Consider the following 18,205-nt stretch of genomic DNA (forward strand, 5'->3'; position numbering starts at 1 on the left):
TCCCGGCCCGTCCGGCGTCCTGGACGGTCCCCCCCCCCGGCCCGACCGCCACCCGCAACCAGGGTGGGGGGCCCCCGCCCTCCCGGCCCGGGCCCCGCCTCCGTGCGATCCGCTCCGTACCCCTCACTCCGCCGTCGCGCGGAAGCGGCGCAGGCGGAGGCTGTTGCCGACGACGAAGACCGAGGAGAAGGCCATCGCGGCGCCCGCGATCATCGGGTTGAGCAGGCCCGCGGCGGCCAGCGGCAGGGCGGCGACGTTGTAGCCGAAGGCCCAGAAGAGGTTGGTGCGGATGGTGCCGAGGGTGGCGCGGGCCAGCCGGATGGCGTCCGCCGCGGCCCGCAGATCGCCGCGGACCAGGGTGAGGTCTCCCGCCTCGATGGCGGCGTCGGTGCCGGTGCCCATGGCCAGGCCCAGGTCGGCGGTGGCCAGCGCCGCCGCGTCGTTGACGCCGTCGCCGACCATGGCGACCGTACGGCCCTCGGCGCGCAGCCGCTCGATCACGGCGACCTTGTCCTGCGGCAGCACCTCGGCGATGACCTCGTCGATGCCGACCTCGGCGGCGACCGCCTCGGCGACCGCGCGGTTGTCACCGGTCAGCAGCACCGGCGTCAGGCCCAGCGCCCGCAGCCGTCGCACCGCCTCGGCGCTGGTCTCCTTGACCGCGTCGGCGATCACCAGCACCGCGCGGGCCGCGCCGTCCCAGGCGACCGCGACGGCGGTGGCGCCGGCCTCCTCGGCCTGCCGCTTCGCCGTCGCCAGCGGCTCCGGGAACGTCAGCCCGGCGTCGGCCAGCAGCCGCTCGCGGCCGACCAGCACGGTGTGGCCGTCGACCTCGCCGCGTACGCCGAGACCGGGGACGTTCTCGAACTTCTGGGGCACCGGCAGCGCACCGGACACCGCTTCCCCGGCGGCCGTGGCGACGGCGCGGGCGATCGGGTGCTCCGAAGCGTGCTCCAGCGCACCGGCCAGCCGCAGTGCGGTGGCGCGGTCCACGTCGTCGGCGAGGTGGACGCCGGTCAGCGTCATCACGCCGGTGGTGACCGTGCCGGTCTTGTCCAGGACGACGGTGTCGACGGCGCGGGTGCTCTCCAGCACCTCCGGGCCCTTGAGCAGGATGCCCAGCTGGGCACCGCGGCCCGTCCCGACCATCAGCGCGGTCGGGGTGGCCAGGCCCAGGGCGCACGGGCAGGCGATGATCAGCACCGCGACGGCGGCGGTGAACGCGGCGGCGGCACCGGCGCCGGTACCGAGCCAGTAGCCGAGGGTGCCGACCGCCAGCGCGATGACCACCGGCACGAAGACCGCGGAGATCCGGTCGGCCAGCCGCTGGGCCGCGGCCTTGCCGTTCTGCGCCTCCTCCACCATCCGCGCCATCCGGGCGAGCTGGGTGTCGGCGCCGACCCGGGTCGCCTCGACGACCAGGCGGCCCCCGGCGTTGACGGTGGCGCCGGTGACGGTGTCGCCGGGCCCGACCTCGACCGGTACGGACTCGCCGGTCAGCAGGGCGGCGTCCACCGCGGACGAGCCCTCGGCGACCCGGCCGTCGGTGGCGATCTTCTCGCCGGGGCGGACCACGAAGAGGTCGCCGACGGCCAGCTCCGCGGTGGGGATACGGACCTCCTGGCCGTCGCGCAGCACCGCGACGTCCTTGGCGCCCAGCTCCATCAGGGCGCGCAGCGCGGCCCCGGCCTTCCGCTTCGCGCGGGCCTCGAAGTAGCGGCCCGCCAGGATGAACGTGGTGACCCCGGCCGCGGCCTCCAGATAGATCGAGCCGCCGCTGTCCCCGCGGGTGAGGGTCAGCTCGAAGGGGTGGTGCATGCCGGGCATCCCGGCCGTACCGAAGAACAGCGCCCACAGGGACCAGCCGAACGCGGCGAGCGTTCCCATGGAGATCAGGGTGTCCATGGTGGCCGCGCCGTGCCGCAGATTGGTCCAGGCGGCGCGGTGGAACGGCCAGGCGGCGTAGACGACCACCGGGGCGGCGAGCGTCAGCGAGAGCCATTGCCAGTTGGTGAACTGCAGCGCCGGGACCATCGCCATGAGGATCACCGGGACGGACAGCACCAGCGCGGTCAGCAGCCGCTGCCGCAGCGCGGTGAGGCCGTCGTCCGCCGGGGCCGCCTCGCCCGCACCCTCCTGGTCCGCGGATTCCGGCACCGGCGGCGCCGGGACCGCGGCGGTGTAGCCGGTCTTCTCGACGGTGGCGATGAGGTCGGCGGTCTCCAGTGCGCTGCCCTCGTCGAGGGAGACGCGCGCCTTCTCGGTGGCGTAGTTGACCGAGGCGGTGACGCCGTCCATGCGGTTGAGCTTCTTCTCGACGCGCGCCGCACACGAGGCACAGGTCATCCCACCGATCTCCAGCTCGATGTACTGCTCTCCGGGCACGGTGATCACGGCTGCTCCTCGTGGTGTGCGTACGGGCGGGGGGTATGCGCGGAACTGTGTGGTGCGGGAGGTACGGGCGGCGCCGGGGCGCCGGTGGCGCGGCCGATACCGAACCCGGTGGCGAGCACGACCAGCAGGATCAGTGCGTAGCCGCCGAGCAGGACCGGAGTGGTCGGTGCCTTCATGCCGTACTCCTCACAGGGATACCGGAATCCGGAGCGCGGGTGCTCCCAGGGGCGGGGGACGGCGGCGCCATCGGCGTCCCTACGTCTCCGACTGTATACCCCCCAGGGGTATTATGCCATGGCGCTGCGACCCGTCCGACGGCGCCCGCGCCCGGCCACCACACGCGCCCGCTCCCCGCCGCCCCGCGGCCCGGGACGCCATACTGAGCCGGTGTCGATGATCCGTAGCCTCCGCCGCGCCGTCCGGCTGCCGCAGCCGCGCACCCGCGGGGTCGACCTCAGCCACCCCGCCCGCTCGCCGCTCGGCACCGCCGTCGTCAACTGCGCGGTGTACGAGAACGGCGTACGGCAGCCCGGCGACCACCCCGCCGACGAGGCGATACGCCGGGTGCGCCGCTCCGGGGCCGGGTTCGTGTGGATCGGGCTGCACGAGCCGACGGAGACCGAGTTCGCGGGCATCGTCGAGCTGTTCGGGCTGCATCCGCTCGCCGTCGAGGACGCCGTCCTCGCCCATCAGCGCCCGAAGATCGAGCTGTACGACGGATCGCTGTTCACCGTCTTCAAGACCGTCCGCTACGTCGAGCACGAGCAGCTCACCGACACCAGCGAGGTCGTCGAGACCGGCGAACTCATGGTCTTCACCGGCGCCGATTTCGTGATCACCGTCCGGCACGGCGGCCACGGCTCCCTCGGCCCGCTCCGCGAACAGCTGGAGCAGGATCCCGCGCAGCTGGCCATCGGCCCGTCGGCGGTCCTGCACGCCATCGCCGACCTCGTGGTGGACGACTACCTCGATGCCGCCGCCGAGATCCAGGACGACATCGACGAGGTGGAGAGCGATGTCTTCTCCCTCCGCGGCGGCGGCGGTGCCGGCCGTATCTACCAGCTCAAACGCGAGGTGCTGGAGCTCAAGCACGCCGTCGCGCCGCTCGACCGGCCGCTCCAGACGCTGGTGACCGAGCCGATGCCGCACGTCGACGCCCGGCTGCGGACGTACTTCCGGGACGTCGCCGACCATCTCGACCGGGTCGTCGAACAGATCACGTCCTTCGACGACCTGCTGAACTCGATACTCCAGGCGCATCTCGCGCAGGTCACCGTCGCGCAGAACGAGGACATGCGCCGGATCAGCGCCTGGGTCGCGATCCTCGCCGTCCCGACCATGGTGTGCGGCGTCTACGGCATGAACTTCACGTATATGCCCGAGCGGGACTGGACGTACGGATATCCGCTGGTCATGGCCATCACCCTGGGCCTTTGCTGGCTGATCCACCGCGGCTTCAAACGCAACGGGTGGCTGTGATTCGGGGACCCTTCCCGAGGGAGCGCGTGGTGGTTGTGTTCAGGGACCCTTTCTGAGGGAAGTCCCCCGCGCGCGCTACCGCCCCGCGACGTGGAGCGGCCGCGCCGCTCCGAACCCCGCCGCGATCTGCGGCACCAGCAGCACCAGCAGGACCGTCAGCGGCACCGTCCAGCCGCCCGCCGTGTCGTGCACCGCGCCCAGCACCGCCGGGCCGGTCGCCGCCAGGATGTAGCCGAAGCACTGCGCCATGCTGGACAGCTGCGCGGTGTGCCGGGCGTCCGGCGCCCGCTCCACGATGAAGAGCAGCGCCAGGCTGATCGCCCCGCCCTGCCCCAGCCCGAGCAGCGTCATCCAGGCGTACGCCCCGCCGGCCGGCGCGGCCAGCAGCCCCGCGAACGCCGCCGCGCACAGCAGCGCGCTCACCGCGGCGAGCGTCCCGGCGCGCAGCCGCCGCCCCACGATCACCGGGGCGAGGAACGAGCCCGCGATGCCCAGCAGCGACGAGTACGACAGCATCCACCCGGCGTCGCCCGCCGGCATCCCGGCGTCCTTCAGCACCGTCGGCAGCCAGGCGGCGGCCGCGTAGTAGCTCAGCGACTGGAGCCCCATGTAGCCGGTGACCTGCCAGGCCAGCGGGGAGCGCCACAGGCCCCGCACCGGGTGCGCCGCCGCATCGGCCGCACCGGCCGGGACGCGGGTACGGGCGCCCACCTGCGGCAGCCAGCAGACCAGCGCCACCACCGCGAGGGCGCCCCAGCACGCCAGCGTGGCCTGCCAGCTCAGCCCGGCGGCCCGCTGTACGGGGACGGTCACCCCGGCGGCCAGCGCCGCGCCGCCGAACAGCGACATCGAGTACAGGCCGGTCATCAGCCCGGCGCGGGCCGGGAAGTCCCGCTTGATCAGGCCGGGCAGCAGCACATTGGCGACCGCGATCCCGGCCCCGATCACCACCGTCCCGGCGAACAACGCCGCCACCGAATCCACCAGCCGCAGCGCGGTCCCGGCGCCGATCAGCGCCATCGTGCCGAGCAGCGACCGCTCCATCCCCAGCCGGCGGCCCAGCCGCGGCGCGACCGGCGCCAGCAGCCCGAAGCAGAGCAGCGGCAGCGCCGTCAGCAGACTCGTCGCCGCCGCCGACATCCCGCTGTCGTCCCGGATGGTCCCGGCCAGCGGCGACACCGCGACCAGCGCGGGCCGCAGGTTCAGCGCCAGCAGGACGACACCCAGCGCCAGGTAGAGCGCGCGGCGTCCGGTGGGGACGGTCGCGGACTCCGGGGCGGCGGGGCGCGGCGGCGCGGTGGTTATCGGGCCGTCGGCGACGGCGGGTCCGGGGTCAGGCACGGTGCTCTCCGGTGGTGTGCGGGCGCCCGGCGGCCCGGGCACCGTCGCCCGTGGCATCGCGCAGGGCGTCCCTCGCTTCGGTCAGATGCGCCAGTACGGCGCGTTCGGCGGCGTCCGCGTCGCCCGCCTCGATGGCGTCGACGACCGCGGTGTGGCCGTCGAGCTGGTGGTGCACCGCGGCCGGTACGTGCGCGGCGAGCACCGCGTGCAGCGTGGCGCGCAGCGCGTCGCTGAGATGCGCGTACAGATCCGCCAGCACACCGTTGTGCGCGGCCTGCGCGATCAGCTGGTGGAAGCGGACATCGGCCTCCACGAACGCGTCGGTGTCCCCGGCCTCCCAGGTCCGCACCCGCTCGGCCAGCACCTCCCGCAGCGCCGCCAGATCCGCGGGCGTCCGCCGCGCGGCCGCATGGCGCGCCGCGTCCCGCTCCAGCGCGGCCCGCACCTCGTACGCCTCCAGGCTCTCCGCGTGGCGCAGCCGGCGCTGCACCGCCGCGCCGAAGTCGCTGCGGGCGCGGACGTAGGTGCCGTCGCCCTGCCGGGCCTCCAGCAGCCCGGTGTGGACCAGCGCGCGGACCGCCTCGCGGACGGTGTTGCGCCCGACGCCGAGCTGTTCGACGAGGGCGGGCTCCGGCGGGATCTTCGTCCCCACCGGCCACTCACCGCCCTCGATCAGCGCCTCCAGCTGCTCGATGACGAGGCCGACCAGGCTGGTACGGGCGGTACTGCGCAGCGGCATCGGTGCGGCGTCCTCTCCTCGGACCGGGACGGCGGGCCGCCCACCGGCCCGCCGCGTTCTCCTGATCATGGGAACATCCCATGTTTCCGCTGTCAAAAGATGCCGGGTGGGAGAAGCGGGCCGCGCACGCACCTGCGGCGGAGTCCGTGAAGGACTCCGCCGCAGGGCCGCGTACGGGGAAGGCGTGCACGGGGCGGCCGTACGCGGGGCCGCCCGGTGGTCCGGGGAGGGGACCGCCGCCGTGTCCGGACGCTGTCCGCCGGTGGCCCGCGCCGGTCGGGCGCGGGCGGCCGGGGCGAGGGGGGCCGGGCACGGCAGGCGGGTGGGGGACCCCCGCCGGAAGACGGATGACGCCACGTCGGACGCCATGCCGGGGCGCCGCACCGGTGGTGGGTCCGGACGGGGCGTCAGGACGGCACACCGGCCGGTGCGTCGGGCAGGTGGGTCAGGACGCCTTGGGGAGGAGCCCCGCCAGGCCGTTCGCCCACAGCTGGTTGACCTGGGCGCGCTCGTTGGCGTCCGGCTGGGTGTTCTGGCAGGACGTGCCGGGGCCGCCGCCGGACATCAGCTCGCTGCACGGGCCCTCGTAGTGGTCCGGCAGACCCAGCACATGGCCGGTCTCGTGGGCCACGACGCGGGTGGAGTTGTACTCCTGGTTCTGCTGGTAGTCCAGGAAGACGTAGCCACTGCCGTGACCGTCGGTGCTGGCGTACGAACCGCGCGGGTCGTTGCCCTCGCGGTACTGGAAGTCGCCGCCGCTGCCTGCCTGGAGCTTGACGTTGGAGACCGCGCTGTTCCAGATCTGCGCGGCCTGGGATATCTGGTTCGCGAACGTCGGGGCGCCACTCGCGTCGTAGGTCACGGTGACCGACTGGAGGTGCGGATCGGCCTTCAGCTTCTTCGCCGCCGACTTCAGCACGGCGTCGAAGAACGCCTTGGTGTCGGCCTTCTGCGCGGCCGAACCGGTGTACGCGGCCACCGAGGCGGGTGTGGAGCGATGAGAGGTGGGGGCGGAGGGCGTCGCGGACGCCGGGACCGCCGCGGTGAGTGCGGCGGCGAGGCCCAGGCCGAGCGCCGCCGACAGCGCCGTCTTGGGAGATCTCATGTGGGGGCTCCTTAATTTCCGAGGGCTACGGCCGCCGTGTGGGGCGGCGGCCGGGGCCCCGGATTTCTTGGTGCCGCCGAGTCTGGACGCAGTTCACCCGTGAGGCGGAGATGCCAGGAGGCGATAGGACGGCTCAATACCCCAGGGGAAAGGGGCAGTTCATGGCGGTTCAGGAGTCTGGTGTGACGCCTTCGCGCATGGCTATGCTCCCCGCGTGGAGCTAGAGGTGAGGCATCTTCGAGCCCTGTGCGCCATCGCCGACTCCGGCAGCGTACGGAAGGCGGCCCGTCAGCTGGGCATGACCCAGCCATCGCTGACCACGCAGCTCCACCGCATCGAGAAGGCCCTCGGCGGCCAGCTCTTCTTCCGCGCCGCCACCGGCAGCCGCCCCACCCCGCTGGGCCATGTGGTGCTCTCCCGGGCCCGCCCGATCGTCGCCGACATGCGGGCCCTGGTGGACGAGATCACCGCCGTCTCCGTCCGCGAACAGGGCGCCCGGCTGCGCATCGGCAGCACCAGCAGCCGCGTCGTCGCGGGCTGGCTGCGCCGCCTCCGCGCCCGCCTGCCCGGCACCGACCCCGCCCTGCGCATCGACGTCTCCGCCAACGCGCTGCTGCAGATGGTCTCCTCCGGCCAGCTCGACGCCGTCTTCGTCCACGAGGTCCTGGGCGCGCCGCTGCGCGTACCGCCCAACCTCGACCAGCACGAACTCATCGCCCGCGAACCGCAGTTCATCGCCCTCCCGGCCACCCACCCGGCCACCGCCAAAGAGGTCGTCGACCTCGCCGATCTGGCGGGCGACCCGTGGATGGTCGACCCGACCGTGGACGGCGAATGGGCCGGACTGCGCCGCATCTGGGCCGCCGCCGGGGTCAACCCGCGCGTCGTGCACGGCGATTACCTCACCGCCGCCGACCTCGTCGCCGCCGGCGAGGTGGTCACCCCCTGTCAGCCGACCTCCCGCCCGCGCCACGGCATGGACATCCGCCCCCTGCGCGGCGACCCCCTCGCCGTCCGCCTCTTCATGGCCTGCCGCTCCGACGCCACCCTCGCCGCCCCGCCCGAGGCCCTCTTCGCCGACCTCACCGCGTCGTACACGGAGATCGCCTGGGCCAGCGCCGCGTACCGGGCGTGGCTGCTGCGGAAGGGGGACGGGGGGCTGCGACGGGGGTTGGCTTCGGCGTAGGGGCCACCCCGCAGCCCGGAAGCGCCACCGGCCACCCGCCGCAACCACCTTTCCCGACGGTACGAAAGGTCGGAGTGCTGCCGGATTCCGGCCGTGGTCATGTACGTCTTCGCAGGTCGTAGTGGCCGCGCCCCCCGCGCGACCCTCTTGGAGGAATCCTCGTGAGACGCACCCGCGCCACCCCGCGGCGCGCAGTGCGGCCGCCGAGAAGGTCATCGACGGCACCCCGGAAGAACTGCGGCACTTCCTGGAAATCGGCCGCTACGAGGTGTGACGCGGTCCGCTTGACGCCACGTCAACCGCCCGGTGAGGCACGGTAGTTCGCCCGGACCGCACCCACGGGGGCCGGAACGGCTGCCCCTTCGCCGTTCCTGAACCCATACCGAAGAACCCCGGTCGGGGACCCCTGCGGGACGCTCGACGCTGTCGCGCTCCCGCCGGGCACCCACCTCGGCCAGGAAACGTCGAGGGCTGTGGCCGTCGGTCGCGCCCTACGGGCATTCGTCGCGTCGGCCGGCGGGGAGGTTCTTGACCATCTCGCCGTTGACAAGGATGACGAGACAGCCGCAATTGCCCACGCAGTATTCGACCTCACCTTCAGACGTGCGGTGGTGGGACCGCAGCGTCCACAACAGCGCCTCCGCCGGAGCCGGCTTGTCGCAGACGGGGCAACGGTCGCCCGACGGCGGGACCGCAGATGCGGGAGTCATGCCACCAACATGGCGTCACTTCCTAGGGCACTTCAACCATTACATCGGGTGGGGCCCAAGAGGAATGAGCTCGGGCGCGACCGGTGGGTCCGGCACCACTGCCGTCCCGCCGTCGCACCGATGCGGCTCCGGCCCCACGCGATGGTGTAATCGCCTCATGCACTTCAACCATTACGGTGGTGAGGCTGCCCGGCTGGCTGCGGAGCTCGTCAACCTGACCGCGCCACCAGGCCCCGAACACCTGGAACCGTTGCTCGCCACGCACGGTGTGGTGCACCGCGCGCTCACCGCTGCGCAGGCCGAGGCGATCTGGACATGGAGTCGGCGCCTGGTCGCGTGCTTCGGGCGGCAGGATCTCGAAGAGCGGTGCCAGGCGGTCAACACACTCCTTGCCGACGCCTCCAGCAGCCCCCGCATCTCCCTGCACGACGGTCGGCCTCATCTGCACTACAGCGCCACCGGCGCCGACGCGGCCGCGCACATCCGAGCCGTTACCGCGGCCGGACTCGCCTACGTCGTGTGCTTCGCCGGTGCCGAACGGCTGGGCCGCTGCACGCGCCGCGACTGCGGTCTGGCATTCGTCGACACGTCCCGCAACGGCCGCCGTGCCTACTGCTCCGTGCGCTGCGCCAACAACGATGCGGTGGCGCGTCACCGCGAGCGGCGCAGCGGTGACTCCCGGCCGTCCACTGCACGCAAGACCCGTTGAAGCACCCGCCGTGAGCGTCGAGCAGGTCCCTCTCGTCCCCGGCCACGCGTCCGCCGTCCTCATGCCGCGGATCCACGCCGACCTGTGGCCGGACAAAGAAGACCGCACCCGGACCGCCATGGACGCCGTGCTCGGCGGCCTGCGGGCCGGGTGCGGGAAGAAGCCATGGCGACCTGCGCGAACGCAGATCAGATGGTCGATCCGGGGATCAGGCCTTCTTCGTCTCCCAGAAGATGCGGTCGACCTCGGCGATGAGGTCCAGGGCCTTCTGGCCGGTGGCCGGGTCGTTCGAGCCCTTGGCGGCTGAGAGGGCCTTGAGGGTGTCGTTGACCAGCTGGTGCAGCTCCGGGTACTTCGCGAAGTGCGGGGGCTTGAAGTAGTCGCTCCACAGCACCGAGATGTGGTGCTTGGCCAGCTCGGCGCGCTGCTCCTTGATCAGGACCGCGCGGGTGCGGAAGTCCGCGTCCTCGTTGGCCTGGTACTTCTCCTGGACGGCCTTGACCGACTCGGCCTCGATGCGGGCCTGGGCCGGGTCGTACACACCGCAGGGCAGGTCGCAGTGGGCGCTGACCTTCACCTTGGGGGCGAACAGGCGCGAGAGCATGTTCAGTCCTTCCTCGTGATCGTCTTCTCACGGGCGAGATTACTCGGTGCCGGAACCCTTTTCTCGGGCGGCCCGTGGGTCTTGGGACAAAAGTCCGGCCACCGGCCGGGACTGATGGAGGATGGACCGGTGAGCTGGAGTGATGGTCCGGTGGGTGCCGGGCCGGGCCGGACCGGGAGGTGGGCTGGATGCCCGAGCGGGTGGACGGGCGCGGGCCCGAGGGCGGCGGCGGGCCGAGGGCCGGGGCGCGGCGGCGCGGGGGGCCGGTGTTCGGGCTCGCCGAGGTGTACAACCCGTCGATGCTGCCGACGCTCCGGCCCGGCGACCGGCTGCTGCTGCACTACGGCGCGGCCGTCCGGCCGGGTGATGTGGTGGTGGTCCGGCACCCGTTCCGGCAGGACCTGCTGATCGTCAAACGGGCCGTCGAGCGGCAGGGCCGCGGCTGGTGGGTGCGGGGCGACAATCCGCAGGTGGTCAACGACAGCCGGGAGTTCGGGGCGGTGCCGGACGAGCTGGTGGTGGCGCGGGCCCGGGTGCGGCTGCGGCCGCTGGGGGCTCAGCGCTCGCCGCTGGCCGTGGCGTCCTGGGCGCTGTCGGCGGTGCGTCCGCTGCGTGCGGCGCGTTCGCTCTCCAGCCTCTTGCGGGCGCGGTAGGCGGCGACGTTGGCGCGGGTCGCGCAGCGGTCGGAGCAGTAGCGCCGCGAGCGGTTGGTGGAGGTGTCGACGTAGACGTTCCGGCAGGGGCGGGCCTCGCAGACACCCAGCCGGTCCACGCCCAGTTCGGTGAGGTGGAAGGCGAGACCCATGCAGGCGGTGGCGGTGTAGCCGGCGGTCGCGTTGGCCGCGTGGTCGGCGATGTGCATGTGCCAGTCGGGGCGGCCTCCCCCGCTCTCGGCTCTGCTCGAACGGGAGGTGCCCCCTCCGTCCCGGTGCTCGTGGCCGGAGATCTGCGGGCTGACCGGGAACTCCATCATCAGCGCGTTCAGCAGGTCGACGGCGCGGACCTCGTCCCCGTCGGCCGCCGCCTCGAAGACGGTCCGCAGGCGGCCGCGGACCGCGCGCAGCCGGGTGACATCGCTCTCCGTGGCGCGGCGGGCGATCTGCTGCGCGGGCCCGAAGAGCGCCCGGACCGCCTCGACGGAGGTCAGGCTGTCGCCGCCGCGCTCGGGCTCCTCGGTGTTGACGAGCCGCACGGCATAGTCCGAGTAATAGGCCAGTTCCACTTGTAGTCCTTACGAGGGCGGGCTATCGTTCCGGGCAGGTAGTCGTAATGGGTGTTGTGGCTACGAGGGTATTACACGCGGAAGGGGTTCGTGATGACGGAGACCGTGGCCGGGGCCGACTGGCAGGCGTGGCAGGACAGTTGGGACCGGCAGCAGGAGTGGTACATGCCGGACCGCGAGGAGCGGTTCCGGGTGATGCTCGACATGGTCGAGGCGCTGGTGGGCACCGCGCCCCGGGTGCTCGACCTCGCGTGCGGCACCGGCTCGATCTCCGACCGGCTGCTGAAGCGCTTCCCGGAGGCCGAGAGTGTCGGCGTCGACCTGGATCCCGCGCTGCTGGCCATCGCCGAAGGGTACTTCGCCGGTGACGCGCGGGTGCGGTTCGTCCGCGCCGATCTGAAGGACCCCTCCTGGACGCGGCAGTTGCCGCACGAGTCCTACGACGCGGTGCTCACCGCCACCGCGCTGCACTGGCTGCACACCGAGGACCTGCGCGGGCTCTACGGGCAGCTGGGCGCCGTGGTGCGCGACGGCGGCGTGTTCATGAACGCCGACCACATGCCGGAGGAGTCCACCCCGCGGATCAACGCCGCCGACCGCGCGCAGCGCCACGCCCGGATGGACCGCGCCAAGGCCGCCGGTGCGGTCGACTGGGCCGACTGGTGGAAGCTGGCCGCCGCCGACCCGCTGCTGGCCGGGCCGACCGCCGAGCGGTTCGAGATCTACGGGGAGCACGCCGACGGCGACACCCCCTCCGCACAGTGGCACGTCCAGGTCCTGCGGGACTCCGGCTTCGCCGAGGCGCGGACGGTGTGGCGGTCGCCGAGCGATGCGTTGGTGCTCGGGCTGAAGTGAGGCGGGGGCGAGGCCGGGGGCGCGCCCTTTCTGGGGCGCGCCCCCGGTCCGTGCCTTTCTGGGGCGCGCCCCGGCCCGCGCCCCTGCCCGCGCCCTCCTGCCGTCATGCGGCTGCCCGGCCCCGGCCCCGCCGCCGTACGGCCGTCCCGGCTCCCGGGCCCCGCCGCCCGTGACCTGTCCGGGGGCCGGGACGCCCCGCCCCCGTGCGCCGGGCACCGCTTATGGTGCGGGCATGACAGCTCAGACGCCGCAGGCGCCCCGCAGTTACCTCTCCGACCTGTTCTCGCTGGAGGGTCTGAACGCCGTGGTGACCGGCGGCAGTTCCGGTATCGGCCGGGGGATCGCCGGGGCGCTCGCACGGGCCGGGGCGCGCGTCGTGATCGTGGCGCGCCGGGAGGCGGAGCTGGCCGCCACCGTCGACGAGCTGACCGCCGACGGCTGCCGGGCCGCCGCCGTGAGCGGCGATCTGGGCAGCCGCGCCGGGGTGCGCGCCGGGGCGGAGGAGGCGGCCGCGGTCTTCGGCGAGCCCGACATCCTGGTCAACAGCGCCGGGATCAACCTGCGGCCGCCGATGGGGGAGATGACCGACGAGGTCTGGGACGCCACGATGGCGGTCAACCTGGAGGCGCCCCATCTGCTGGGGCGGCGGTTCGGCCCCGGGATGGCCGAGCGGGGCTTCGGCCGGATCATCCACGTCAGCTCGCAGCAGGCGCACCGCGCGTTCGTGCAGAGCGGTGCCTACGGGGTCTCCAAGGGTGCGCTGGAGTCGCTGGCCCGTTCGCAGGCAGAGGCGTGGTCGCCGCACGGCGTCACCTGCAACACGCTGGTCCCGGGTTTCGTGATGACCCCGCTCAACGCGCGGCTGTCGTCCGACCCGGAGCGGGTGGCGGCGCTGGCCGCCCGCACCCTGACCGGCCGCAACGGCCTGGCCGAGGACTTCGCGGGCGCGGCCGTGTTCCTGGCGAGCCGCGCCTCCGGTTACGTCACCGGGCAGTCCCTCTTCGTCGACGGCGGATTCTCCGTGCACTGAGGGGCGCCGCCCTGGCCACCGGGCGCTGGGCGGAGGCCGGGCGACCGGCGGACGGACGGAGGGCCGCGGGCCCACGGGACGGCCCGCCGCCCACCGGACGGCCCTGCCCCCACCACGTCGGCCCCCCCCGAAGCGCCGGAGGCGGTACGCGCCCCCAGGGCCCGTACCGCCTCCGTAGTCCCGCCGGGATCAGCCCCGGCTGCGGATCAGAGCACCTTGGACAGGAACGACTTGGTGCGCTCGTGCCGCGGGTTGCCGAGGACCTCGCGCGGGTGGCCGGACTCGACGACCACGCCGTCGTCCATGAAGACCAGCGAGTCGCCGACCTCACGGGCGAAGCCCATCTCATGGGTGACCACGACCATCGTCATACCGTCCGCGGCCAGATCCTTCATCACGTCGAGGACGTCGCCGACCAGCTCCGGGTCGAGCGCCGAGGTCGGCTCGTCGAAGAGCATCAGCTTCGGCTCCATCGCCAGCGCGCGGGCGATGGCGACGCGCTGCTGCTGGCCGCCGGAGAGCTGCAAGGGGTAGTTCCCGGCCTTGTCCTTCAGGCCGACGCGGTCCAGCAGCTTGGTGGCGCGCTCCCGGGCGGACGCCCGCGACTCGCCCTTGACCTGGACCGGCGCCTCCATGATGTTCTCCACCGCGGTCATGTGCGGGAAGAGGTTGAAGCGCTGGAAGACCATGCCGATGTCGCGTCGGCGGGCGGCCACCTCACGGTCGCGCAGCTCGTGGAGCTTGCCGTTCTGCTCGCGGTAGCCGACCAGCTCACCGTCGACCGACAGTCGCCCGGCGTTGATCTTCTCCAGGTGGTTGATGCAGCGCAGGAACGTCGACTTGCCGGAGCCGGACGGGCCGATCAGGCAGAAGACCTCCTTGGGCGCCACCTCCAGGTCGATGCCCTTGAGGATGTGGGCCGTGCCGAAGGACTTGTGGACGCCCTCGGCCTTCACCATCGGGGCCCCGGAGCCCTTGGCGGGGGCGGACTTGCTGGCGGTCATGCGGCACCTCCGGCGCGGTGGAAGCTCCCGGCCAGCTTCGCCTTGGCGCGCTGGAGCGGGGTGGGCGGCAGCTGACGGCTGGCGCCGCGGGCGTAGTACCGCTCCAGGTAGTACTGGCCGATGCTGAGCACCGTCGTGGCGATCAGGTACCAGGCGGCGGCGAGGATCAGCATCTCCACCACGACACCGGAGTCCCGGCCGACGTTCTGCGCGGCCTGGAGCAGGTCGTAGTACTGGACGGCGATGACCAGCGAGGAGGTCTTCAGCATGTTGATGACCTCGTTGCCGGTCGGCGGGACGATCACCCGCATCGCCTGCGGCACGATGATCCGGCGCAGCGTCTTGGCGTGGCTCATGCCCAGCGCGTGCGCCGCCTCCGTCTGCCCCTCGTCGACGGCGTTCAGGCCCGCCCGGCAGATCTCCGCCATGTACGCCGCCTCGTTGAGCCCGAGGCCCAGCAGCGCGCACAGGAACGGCGTCATGAAGTCCGACCACTCGTCCTTGTAGATCGGCATGATGTCGATGTACTGGAAGACGAGGCCGAGGTTGAACCAGAGGAAGAGCTGGACGTAGACCGGCGTGCCGCGGAAGAACCAGATGTAGAACCACGAGACCGACGAGGTCACCCAGTTCTTCGACTGGCGCATCACCGCGAGGATCACGCCGAGCACGATGCCGATGATCATCGACAGCACGGTGATCAGCAGGGTGTTGCGCAGACCCTTGAGGATGTCCGGGTTGAAGAGGTACTGGGGGATGGCGTCCCAGTTGACGTTCCCGGTGGCGAAGGCCCGTACGAGCGCCGCGATCACTCCGAGGACGACGAGCGCCGCCACCCAGCGGCCGTAGTGGCGGACGGGGATGGCCTTGATGGACTCGGGCGGGGACGGGGTGCCGGCCGGGGACCGGTCCGACTTCTCGACGTCGACTGACACGGATGCTGCCTTTCGGAGGTTCAGCGGATCGGCGGGGAGGGCGCGGAAGCGGGCGCCGCGGCGGTCAGGAACCGCCGTTGAGCTTCGCTTCCGTGACCGCCGCTTCCTTGACGTCCCACTTGTCGAGGACCTTGGCGTAGGCGCCGCTCTTGATGGCGCGCTCCAGTGCTGCCTTGAGCGCGTCGCGCAGCTTCTCGCTGCCCTTGGGCACGGCGATGCCGTACGGCGCGGCCTTCACCGGCGCGCCGCCGACCATCTGGAAGTCGTTGCCGTGGCCGGAGACCTTCACGGCGTACGCGGCGACCGGGTAGTCGCTGGAGACCGCGTCCACACCGCCGGTCCGCAGCCGGGTCTGAGCCTCGGAGTCGTTGTCGAACGCCTCCATGGCGATCGGCTGCTCACCGTTCTTCTCGCACTTCTTCGACTGGTCCTTGGCCAGATCGTGCGAGACGGTGCCGCGCTGCACCGCGATCTTCTTGCCGCACAGGGCGTCCCAGCCGTCGATGCCCTGCGTCTTGCCCTTCTGGGTGTAGATCGAGACGCCGACGTTGAGGTAGTCGATGAAGTCGACGCCCTCACCGATCTTCTTGCCGGTGCTGGAGTCGATGCCCTGCTGGCGTTCCCTGGTGTCCGTCATCGCGGACATCGCGATGTCGTACCGCTTGGACTTCATGCCGCCCATGAGGGTGTCGAAGGTGGCGTTGTTGAAGTTCAGCTTGACGCCCAGCTCCTTGCTCAGCGCGGCCGCCAGATCGGGGTCGATGCCCTCGACCGCGCCGTCGCTGCGGAACTCCACCGGCTTGTACGTGATGTCCGAGCCGACCTGGATGAGCGCCTTCTCCTGGATGTCCTTGGGGAGCAGCTTGAAGAGCGGGGCGCTGGTGTCACGATTCTTCACCGCCTCACGGCGGGCGACAGCCGCGTCGGTCTGGTCCCCGCAGGACGTCAGCAACAGCGCGGCCGCGACCGCGGTCGCCCCGGCCACGGCTGTCCGGGACCTGCCGGAGGCCGTGCGACGGGTGGGACGTGCAGTCATGCTGATCCTCCTGCGGATGGGGAAAAGCCGGCGGGCAACGGCTGGGAAGAGGGGCTCACCGCCACCCCGACCTCGGTCGATGGACGGAATCCTGCCATCAGGAATCCGATATTCGGACTGTCGTTCAGGTCAAAATCGGATAACAGACCAGGGGTGTTCGGCTCGGCCCGCTCCACCGCCGGGCGGTGACCTGGATCGACGGCACCGGGCCCGTCCGCCCCGGCCGTCCGGATGTCTCGGAATATGGACGAGGACCCCCTAACCCTTCCGGGGATTCGCCCCATTGATCTTTATTGCCGGATCCGCTGGGGGCGGGGCGGCGGATCTGGCTCGTCGCCCGCCACGCCCGTCCGGTAGAAAGGTGCGTTACACCCCTCATCCGGGGCTCAGGGCGCGTGTGCGGCGCGCCCGGCGTCCGTACCTCCCCCCGCGTACCGGTCATCCGGCGCGCAGGGAACGGACGCGGTGCCCGCCCACCTCCCAACCAGGGGTGGCCACCCTCACCATTTACGAACAAAGGGGTTCAACAAAGTGGCAGCGGAGATCGTCAATCCTCGCAGCGACAGCACCGACGAGGGGGCCGACGGCGTCGGCGCCCCCTTCGACCCGGCCTTCGACCCGGCCTTCGCGCTGCACCGTGGCGGCAAGATGGCCATCCAGGCGACCGTCCCCATCCGCGACCGGGACGACCTGTCCCTCGCGTACACGCCGGGCGTCGCCAAGGTCTGCAGCGCCATCGCCGAGCGGCCCGAGCTGGTGCACGACTACACCTGGAAGTCCCAGGTCGTCGCGGTCGTCACGGATGGCACCGCGGTGCTGGGCCTGGGCGACATCGGCCCGGAGGCGTCCCTCCCGGTGATGGAGGGCAAGGCCATCCTCTTCAAGCAGTTCGGCGGCGTGGACGCGGTGCCGCTCGCGCTGGCCACCACCGACGCCGACGAGATCGTCGAGACCGTCGTCCGGCTGGCGCCCTCCTTCGGCGGCGTCAACCTGGAGGACATCTCCGCGCCCCGGTGCTTCGAGATCGAGCGCAAGCTCCAGGAGCGGCTGGACATCCCGGTCTTCCACGACGACCAGCACGGCACCGCCGTCGTCACGCTCGCGGCGCTGCGCAACGCCGCCAAGCTGACCGACCGGACGCTGGGCCGGCTGCGCGCCGTCATCTCGGGCGCGGGCGCCGCCGGTGTGGCCATCGCCAAGATCCTCATCGAGGCGGGCATCGGTGACGTCGCGGTCTGCGACCGCAAGGGCATCGTCTCGGCGGACCGCGGCGACCTCACCGAGGTCAAGCGGGAGCTGGCCGGCTTCACCAACAAGGGCGGGCTGACCGGTTCGCTGGAGGACGCCCTCGACGGCGCGGACGTCTTCATCGGCGTCTCCGGCGGCACGGTCCCCGAGTCCGCGGTGGCCACCATGGCGAAGAACTCCCTGATCTTCGCCATGGCCAACCCGACCCCGGAGATCCACCCGGACGTCGCCCACAAGTACGCGGCCGTCGTCGCCACCGGCCGCAGCGACTACCCGAACCAGATCAACAACGTGCTGGCCTTCCCCGGCATCTTCGCCGGCGCCATGCAGGTGCGGGCCTCGCGCATCACCGAGGGCATGAAGCTCGCCGCGGCCGAGGCGCTGGCCTCCGTCGTCGCCGACGAGCTGAGCGCCGAGTGCGTGATCCCCTCGCCGTTCGACGAGCGCGTCGCCCCGGCCGTCACCGCCGCCGTCGCGGCCGCCGCCCGTGCGGAGGGTGTGGCACGCGCCTGACGCGTGCCGCGGCCACGCCGCGTTGCCGACGGGCCGGGCCCGCGCCTCTTGGGGGGTGCGGGCCCGGCCCGTTGTGCGTACGGGCGGGGCCAGGC

Annotated in this window: 19 protein-coding genes; 8 read left to right on the forward strand and 11 right to left on the reverse strand. The window is 72.4% G+C overall.

Annotation, left to right across the window (positions count from 1 at the left end):
- Positions 1 to 123: 123 nt before the first annotated feature.
- Positions 124 to 2,346, reverse strand: a complete 2,223-nt coding sequence (locus ACFWWQ_RS14020) for a heavy metal translocating P-type ATPase (RefSeq protein ID WP_384595511.1) — start codon at positions 2,344 to 2,346, stop codon at positions 124 to 126.
- A 44-nt stretch (positions 2,347 to 2,390) separates the two neighbouring features.
- Complete coding sequence (locus tag ACFWWQ_RS14025; protein WP_384595195.1) at positions 2,391 to 2,570, reverse strand: hypothetical protein; 180 nt, start codon at positions 2,568 to 2,570, stop codon at positions 2,391 to 2,393.
- A gap of 217 nt (positions 2,571 to 2,787) precedes the next feature.
- Between ACFWWQ_RS14025 and ACFWWQ_RS14030 the strand changes: the two genes are divergently transcribed.
- Entirely contained in the window at positions 2,788 to 3,873 is a 1,086-nt protein-coding gene (locus ACFWWQ_RS14030; RefSeq protein WP_384595514.1) for a magnesium and cobalt transport protein CorA, read from the forward strand.
- 75 nt (positions 3,874 to 3,948) lie between these two features.
- Here ACFWWQ_RS14030 and ACFWWQ_RS14035 read toward each other — a convergent pair whose 3' ends face one another.
- The 3 genes from ACFWWQ_RS14035 to snpA all read right to left on the reverse strand — a co-directional run bounded on the left by ACFWWQ_RS14035 (position 3,949) and on the right by snpA (position 7,058).
- On the reverse strand, positions 3,949 to 5,214 hold the full coding sequence (locus ACFWWQ_RS14035; protein ID WP_384595198.1) for a CynX/NimT family MFS transporter: 1,266 nt from the start codon (positions 5,212 to 5,214) through the stop codon (positions 3,949 to 3,951).
- Entirely contained in the window at positions 5,207 to 5,953 is a 747-nt protein-coding gene (locus tag ACFWWQ_RS14040) for a FadR/GntR family transcriptional regulator (RefSeq protein ID WP_384595517.1), read from the reverse strand. The genes ACFWWQ_RS14035 and ACFWWQ_RS14040 overlap by 8 nt, the downstream gene beginning before the upstream one ends.
- Before the next feature lie 445 nt (positions 5,954 to 6,398).
- Positions 6,399 to 7,058, reverse strand: a complete 660-nt coding sequence (gene snpA, locus ACFWWQ_RS14045) for a snapalysin (RefSeq protein ID WP_384595201.1) — start codon at positions 7,056 to 7,058, stop codon at positions 6,399 to 6,401.
- A gap of 214 nt (positions 7,059 to 7,272) precedes the next feature.
- On the opposite strand from snpA, the gene ACFWWQ_RS14050 reads away from it, so the two are divergent.
- Both ACFWWQ_RS14050 and ACFWWQ_RS14055 read left to right on the forward strand, forming a co-directional pair.
- Positions 7,273 to 8,244, forward strand: a complete 972-nt coding sequence (locus ACFWWQ_RS14050) for a LysR family transcriptional regulator (protein WP_384595204.1) — start codon at positions 7,273 to 7,275, stop codon at positions 8,242 to 8,244.
- Positions 8,245 to 8,365: 121 nt separating this feature from the next.
- The gene (locus ACFWWQ_RS14055) at positions 8,366 to 8,518 is read left to right on the forward strand and encodes an ALF repeat-containing protein (RefSeq protein ID WP_384595207.1); all 153 of its coding nucleotides are present in this window, start codon (positions 8,366 to 8,368) and stop codon (positions 8,516 to 8,518) included.
- A 217-nt stretch (positions 8,519 to 8,735) separates the two neighbouring features.
- On the opposite strand, the gene ACFWWQ_RS14060 is transcribed toward ACFWWQ_RS14055, so the two are convergent.
- Positions 8,736 to 8,954, reverse strand: coding sequence for a hypothetical protein (locus tag ACFWWQ_RS14060; RefSeq protein WP_384595210.1), 219 nt, complete (start codon positions 8,952 to 8,954; stop codon positions 8,736 to 8,738).
- 157 nt (positions 8,955 to 9,111) lie between these two features.
- On the opposite strand from ACFWWQ_RS14060, the gene ACFWWQ_RS14065 reads away from it, so the two are divergent.
- Entirely contained in the window at positions 9,112 to 9,663 is a 552-nt protein-coding gene (locus ACFWWQ_RS14065; RefSeq protein WP_384595213.1) for a CGNR zinc finger domain-containing protein, read from the forward strand.
- Positions 9,664 to 9,871: 208 nt separating this feature from the next.
- Here ACFWWQ_RS14065 and sodN read toward each other — a convergent pair whose 3' ends face one another.
- Positions 9,872 to 10,267, reverse strand: a complete 396-nt coding sequence (sodN, locus tag ACFWWQ_RS14070; RefSeq protein ID WP_384595215.1) for a superoxide dismutase, Ni — start codon at positions 10,265 to 10,267, stop codon at positions 9,872 to 9,874.
- Positions 10,268 to 10,455: 188 nt separating this feature from the next.
- Between sodN and sodX the strand changes: the two genes are divergently transcribed.
- Positions 10,456 to 10,920: a nickel-type superoxide dismutase maturation protease gene (gene sodX / locus ACFWWQ_RS14075; protein ID WP_384595218.1), complete on the forward strand. Its 465-nt coding sequence runs from the start codon at positions 10,456 to 10,458 to the stop codon at positions 10,918 to 10,920.
- Here sodX and ACFWWQ_RS14080 read toward each other — a convergent pair.
- Positions 10,824 to 11,489, reverse strand: coding sequence for a CGNR zinc finger domain-containing protein (locus ACFWWQ_RS14080; RefSeq protein WP_384595221.1), 666 nt, complete (start codon positions 11,487 to 11,489; stop codon positions 10,824 to 10,826). The two genes, sodX and ACFWWQ_RS14080, sit on opposite strands and share 97 nt — an antisense overlap.
- A gap of 93 nt (positions 11,490 to 11,582) precedes the next feature.
- Between ACFWWQ_RS14080 and ACFWWQ_RS14085 the strand changes: the two genes are divergently transcribed.
- On the forward strand, positions 11,583 to 12,344 hold the full coding sequence (locus ACFWWQ_RS14085) for a class I SAM-dependent methyltransferase (protein ID WP_384595224.1): 762 nt from the start codon (positions 11,583 to 11,585) through the stop codon (positions 12,342 to 12,344).
- A 232-nt stretch (positions 12,345 to 12,576) separates the two neighbouring features.
- Positions 12,577 to 13,374 (forward strand): SDR family NAD(P)-dependent oxidoreductase, encoded by a 798-nt coding sequence (locus ACFWWQ_RS14090; protein WP_384595227.1) that lies wholly within the window; start codon positions 12,577 to 12,579, stop codon positions 13,372 to 13,374.
- 206 nt (positions 13,375 to 13,580) lie between these two features.
- On the opposite strand, the gene ACFWWQ_RS14095 is transcribed toward ACFWWQ_RS14090, so the two are convergent.
- The 3 genes from ACFWWQ_RS14095 to ACFWWQ_RS14105 form a co-directional block, all read right to left on the reverse strand.
- Positions 13,581 to 14,333 (reverse strand): amino acid ABC transporter ATP-binding protein, encoded by a 753-nt coding sequence (locus tag ACFWWQ_RS14095; protein ID WP_384595520.1) that lies wholly within the window; start codon positions 14,331 to 14,333, stop codon positions 13,581 to 13,583.
- Positions 14,334 to 14,374: 41 nt separating this feature from the next.
- Positions 14,375 to 15,313, reverse strand: coding sequence for an amino acid ABC transporter permease (locus ACFWWQ_RS14100; protein ID WP_384595230.1), 939 nt, complete (start codon positions 15,311 to 15,313; stop codon positions 14,375 to 14,377).
- A 64-nt stretch (positions 15,314 to 15,377) separates the two neighbouring features.
- Positions 15,378 to 16,349, reverse strand: coding sequence for an ABC transporter substrate-binding protein (locus tag ACFWWQ_RS14105; RefSeq protein ID WP_384595233.1), 972 nt, complete (start codon positions 16,347 to 16,349; stop codon positions 15,378 to 15,380).
- A 531-nt stretch (positions 16,350 to 16,880) separates the two neighbouring features.
- On the opposite strand from ACFWWQ_RS14105, the gene ACFWWQ_RS14110 reads away from it, so the two are divergent.
- Entirely contained in the window at positions 16,881 to 18,110 is a 1,230-nt protein-coding gene (locus tag ACFWWQ_RS14110) for an NADP-dependent malic enzyme (RefSeq protein ID WP_384595236.1), read from the forward strand.
- Positions 18,111 to 18,205: the final 95 nt, after the last annotated feature.

The organism is Streptomyces sp. NPDC059080, assembly GCF_042739975.1.
Lineage (GTDB): Bacteria > Actinomycetota > Actinomycetes > Streptomycetales > Streptomycetaceae > Streptomyces > Streptomyces benahoarensis.